The sequence below is a fragment of the Coleofasciculus sp. genome, assembly GCF_046565525.1.
Classification (GTDB): Bacteria; Cyanobacteriota; Cyanobacteriia; order Cyanobacteriales; family Coleofasciculaceae; genus Coleofasciculus.
Window position 1 is genome coordinate 1 of record NZ_JBKHUP010000209.1, and the last position, 5,291, is coordinate 5,291.

Below are 5,291 nucleotides of genomic sequence, written 5' to 3' on the forward strand. Positions count from 1 at the left end.
TAGGTTGCTCTGTTGTTGGTGGTTGGTTAGGTTGCTCTGTTGTTGGTGGTTGGTTAGGTTGCTCTGTTGTTGGTGGTTGGTTAGGTTGCTCTGTTGTTGGTGGTGGATTCGGTGGTAAGTTCTCTGTTAGCAAAGACTGTGGCGGAGTTGCTGGAGTGAAATGACTATCCAGCTTTTCAGGTGCAACGTCATTTGGCTGGATTATATTGCGATTATAGGTGGAGCTATTTGGATCGATGTTGGAGTTGGACTCGGGTGGCTCCGGATTATAATACTGTACAGTTCCATGTTCAATAGGAGAATTATTTGGATTTGCCGCATCATTTGCTACCCTGATGTTTCCTTGGATATTAATAGAGCCAGTAGCAGTAGATAAGATTACGGAACTACTTCCACCAGGGTTATTCTGAGGCGCATGATTTTGGGCAAAAATATTTTTTATGTTAATGTTCCCGTCATCTGTGGATATAGTTACATCACCAGCATCACCTTGCTGCTGATTCTGCACTCTTATTTCACCTGTTATGATATTTCCTTGTTCTGATACATACAAGGTTACATCACCAGCCGAGCCATTACTGTTATCATCTGTAGTTATATCGCCAGTTGTAATGTCCCGTTGAGCCAACAGTGAGATTGAACCCGCACTATCCTGATCTGAATTACTGGTGTCAAGCTTGGCTGTTGTAATGCTGCGATTTGAATTGATATTGATTCCCGTCGATGCTGTAATCGTGTCAGTAGAGACAACATCTCCAATTTGGATGCCCGAACCGCTCAATACGACTTGTCCCTGACTATTGAGTGCTAAAGTTGTCGCATTTTGTAAATTTCCGCCGGTGATTAAAGCCGGTATATTAGTCAGAGGAATTGGAGCAGAGCCTGAATAGTCTGGGCGGTCAATCTCAAGACTCAAAACCATCCCGGGTTGAGTTAGGCGGACTACACTATCGCCTGGTACAGTTGCAATAGTAATTTGACCATTGGGCGCTGAAAGATTACCCTCACTGGCAACTGTACCACCGATTAAGGTTAAGTTCCCATTCTTAACTTCCAGATCAGCCGAGTTAATAATCGCTCCTGGCTCAGATGTATCGAAGGCAAAATAATTGTTAGGAGTTCCGCTAAGATTAGTTATACTCAGGTCAATTGGACCTGTTGCCTTAAACCAGCCTGAATCTAAACCAATCGCTGTAGCCGTTGTCGCGGTAAAGGAACCGGGCACATCCAGACTTGCGCCTTGACCAAAAACGATACCAGCCGGATTCATCAAAAACAGATTGGTACTGCTCGTTCCTCCCAAGACTTCGATGAGTCCATTGATTTGAGACAGATTGCCACCTGTAACCCGACTTAGAATGTTTTGAATATTAGAATTGACATTAAAAATAGCACTTTGTTCTGAATCCAGACTAAACTCTCCAAAGCTGTGAATCAGATTACTGCCAGCTTCAACGCCACCTGTAATGCCAAATTGATTGCCATTTGGGGTAACAATCGTTCTATTACCCGTTGTATTATCTTCGGTAACTTGTGCTTGGGCAACCTTAGCAAAGCCCATAAGTCCTGTTAGACTATAGAGGGCTGCCAGTGATTGACTTATTCGGCGTACAGCTCTTTTCATCTGGCTCACTTGAAAAACAGTAAATGCTGAGTCCCCTAACTGCTGGTGTTATCACTTTCCCTGATGTTGTAGCTAACCAGAACCGTTGCGGTAGGTAGCAGGAAGGATTTTCTTGATCTTGACTCTGGCTATTCTATTATTGTATACAATTTTACCCTTTCTTTTTCATTACCCTGTCAAAAGTGATTTTTCTTTCCACAGGTTTAATGATTTTTGAGGGCTAACGCTGCATTTTGAGCCAGTGAGAGTAACTGATACTTACTTTTTTGAGCAGTTTCTCCTAGACTCCTATTATATTAAATATTGTAAAATTGTCGAGAAAAAGGCTATAATCCGCATCCCGGCGTCTATAAACTATGGAGAGCGTGCGTATGTACTGACAATTTTCTTGCATCCCTAATTTCAATGGCATTCCAGCCTGCATGATTCCCCTGAAACTGACCCTGAAAAATTTTTTAAGCTACCGTGAAGCGACTCTCGACTTTCGCGGACTGCATACGGCTTGTATCTGTGGCGCCAATGGTGCTGGGAAATCTTCTCTCCTCGAAGCAATCACCTGGGCGATTTGGGGACAATGCCGTGCCGCGTCGGAAGATGATTTAATCCATGCCGGAGCGAAAAATGTACGGGTAGACTTCATCTTCCATAATAACCAACAAACCCATCGGGTGATTCGGAGCAAGCAACGGGGACAAAGCAGTTCCCTGGAATTTCAAATTGAAACGCCCGATGGATTTCGTTCCTTAACTGAAAAAGGATTACGGGCAACTCAACAGCTTATCTTGCATCATCTTAAGCTGGATTATGATACCTTTATTAACTCCGCTTACTTGCGTCAGGGGCGTGCGGATGAATTTATGCTACGGCGTCCCTCGGAACGCAAACAAATCTTAGCTGATTTATTGAAACTGGATCAATACGAAACCTTAGCGGATCAAGCAAAGGATTTATCCCGCCAATTCAAAGGTCAAGCCGAGCAACTCGAATCTAGTTTACAAGCCATTCAGCAGCAATTAGAGGAACGAGACGCGACGCAGGAGCAACAAGACGCCACTCAAACCACCCTACAGCAACTACGCCAAGACCACGAAACCGACCAAACCCAACTGCACCACCTGCAATCTCTCAAACACCAACGCCACACCTGGGAACAACAACTCACCTTTGTTCGCCAGCAATACCAAAATCTCACCCAAGAATGTGATCGCCTGCATCAGGATATTACCACCACCGAAACCCAAAAGCAGCAATTAGCCACCATTCTCGACCAAAACGACCAAATTACTGCCGGTTATTCCGATTATCTGACACTGCAACAGCGAGAAGAGAGTCTCAGCCAAAAGTTCCACGCAGATCAAAACGCCCACCGACAAAAACAGCAGCTACAACAGCAACTTAACCAACAGATTCAGGAATTGAATCTGCAAATCCGCCAAACCCAAGCCCAACTCGACGCCCTGCGTCCCCAAGAACAAGAAATTCACCAAATGCTCACTCGTTCTGCAGATGTGGCTGAAGCCTTGGAAAAACTCAACACCGCCCGTACCCGCCTCAATCACCTGGATCAACTTCAACTCGACGTTTCCCCCATTCTGCAACGCCGCGCCGCCTTGCAAAGCGAATTAGATCGCATCCACGCCCGCCTCAGCGCCCGTTTAGATGAACTCAACGCCTCAGAAGATCAATTATCTCACCAAATCGCCACAACTCCCCAACTGCGACAAACAGTTCTGCACGTTGTCGCCGAAATCAGTACCTTAGAAAAAAAGAAAGTTTATCAACAGCGCGTACAAGAAAAAGGACTCGAACGCCGCAGCTTTCAAGAACGACTGCAAGAAAGCCAGCGCCGTTATGAAAAACAACTCGCCGAACTTACCCAGAAAATCCAAATGTTACAGGTTCAGGACGCTGTTTGTCCCCTGTGCGATCGCGCCTTAGATGAAACCCATTCCCACCACGTTATCCAAAAAACGACAACCGAACAACAGGAAATCCAAGATCAATTCTGGGTGGTGCGAGAACAGCTAGCGGTTTGTGAACGGGAACTGCAAGTCTTACGTCAAGAATACGCCCAACTCTCCCAAGAATTAGCACCGTTTGAACAATTACTCGAACAACGGGGACAACTCGAAGCCCGACTCGAAGCCACCGATGAAGTGTATGATCGCCTCTACGACATCTCCGAAGAAAAGAAACAACTGGAGCGATCGCTAAGTGAGGGAACCTACGCCCTAGATATCCAAACCCAACTACAAACCTTAGATAGCCAACTACAACAGCTAAACTACAACGAACAAACCCACGCCCTCGCACGCGGAGAAGTCGATCGTTGGCGTTGGGCGGAAATCCGCCAAGCCAAACTCGAAGACGCCCAGCGACGCCTAGAGAAAATTCAGGAACAACAACCCCAACTGCAAGCCCAACTCGATCAGCTAAACCAATCCCTAGAGGAGTTACAAAGCACCTCTCCCCTAAAACAGGAACTCGATGCGATCGAGGAACAAATTCGCGAAATTGGCTATAACTTAGACACTCACAACCAACTGTGCACCTCCCTGCGACAAGCTCAATCTTGGCAACTACGCCATCAAGAATTAACCAAAGCCCAGGAACACTATCCTCAAATCTGTCAACGATTAGATAGCCTGACTCAAACCCTAGCCAAGCGACAAGGCGATCGGGAAGCGCTGAACACACAATTAGCGGAAATTGTCAAGCAATTGGAGCAGTATCCCGACACCAGCCGCGACTTGCAAATACTGGAACAGCGCATCCTACAGCGACGCCGACAACTGGACGAACACCTATCCCAAGTTGGGCGATTACAACAGCGCTTAACTCAACTGGATACTCTGCAAACTCAATATCAAGAGCAAACGGAACAGGTTAAAACTTTACAACGGCAATATCGAGTGCATCAGGAACTAGCCAAAGCCTTTGGGAAAAATGGTATCCAGACGCTGATGATTGAAAATATTTTACCCCAATTAGAGGCAGAAGCCAATCAAATTCTATCGCGACTCACCGGAAATCAGTTACACGTCCAAATTGTTACCCAAAAAGCCGGAAAACGGGCATCAAAGCGCAAAAGTAAACTCATCGATACCCTCGATATTTTAATCGCTGACGCCAGAGGAACGCGCCCTTATGAAACCTATTCTGGGGGTGAAGCCTTCCGGATTAACTTTGCCATTCGCCTCGCCCTAGCCCGACTCTTAGCGCAGAGAGCGGGAACTTCCTTGCAAATGCTGATTGTCGATGAAGGCTTTGGTACGCAAGACGCCGAAGGGTGTGAGCGATTGATTGCCGCGATTAACGCGATCGCGTCTGATTTTGCTTGTATTTTAACTGTAACCCACATGCCCCAGTTTAAAGAAGCCTTTCAGACACGAATTGAAGTACGAAAAACCGAGCAAGGTTCTCAATTAAGTTTGTTAATGTAACCCTTAAAATTTTTCAGTCGGCTTTAGCGCAAGCAGTTGCGGTTCTAATTCTTTGATGTTTATCATTTAAATTCTAATAAATTATAAATTCCGAATAAACCAGAGAGCGTTTTCCCTCTTGCCTTTCCACCCAATTTTATTGTTCTAACCCCGCATTTCTCACAAAAGGCGTGATTGCGAATAGCAGAAACCTTACCAGACAAGGATTTAAGCCCATTTCTTCA

2 protein-coding genes are annotated in these 5,291 nt (G+C 45.7%); one reads left to right on the plus strand and one right to left on the minus strand.

The window, feature by feature from the left end; translation table 11 throughout:
* Positions 1-1,624 (minus strand): two-partner secretion domain-containing protein (locus ACLGGO_RS34970; RefSeq protein ID WP_446422766.1); only part of this gene is annotated, 1,624 nt, incomplete at its 3' end.
* A 422-nt stretch (positions 1,625-2,046) separates the two neighbouring features.
* On the opposite strand from ACLGGO_RS34970, the gene sbcC reads away from it, so the two are divergent.
* Entirely contained in the window at positions 2,047-5,067 is a 3,021-nt protein-coding gene (gene sbcC, locus ACLGGO_RS34975) for an exonuclease subunit SbcC (RefSeq protein WP_446422767.1), read from the plus strand.
* Positions 5,068-5,291: the final 224 nt, after the last annotated feature.

Coding starts and splice junctions, on each gene's coding strand:
- sbcC (WP_446422767.1), top strand. CDS start 2,047: ATGATTCCCCTGAAACTGACCCTGAAAAATTTTTTAAGCTACCGTGAA.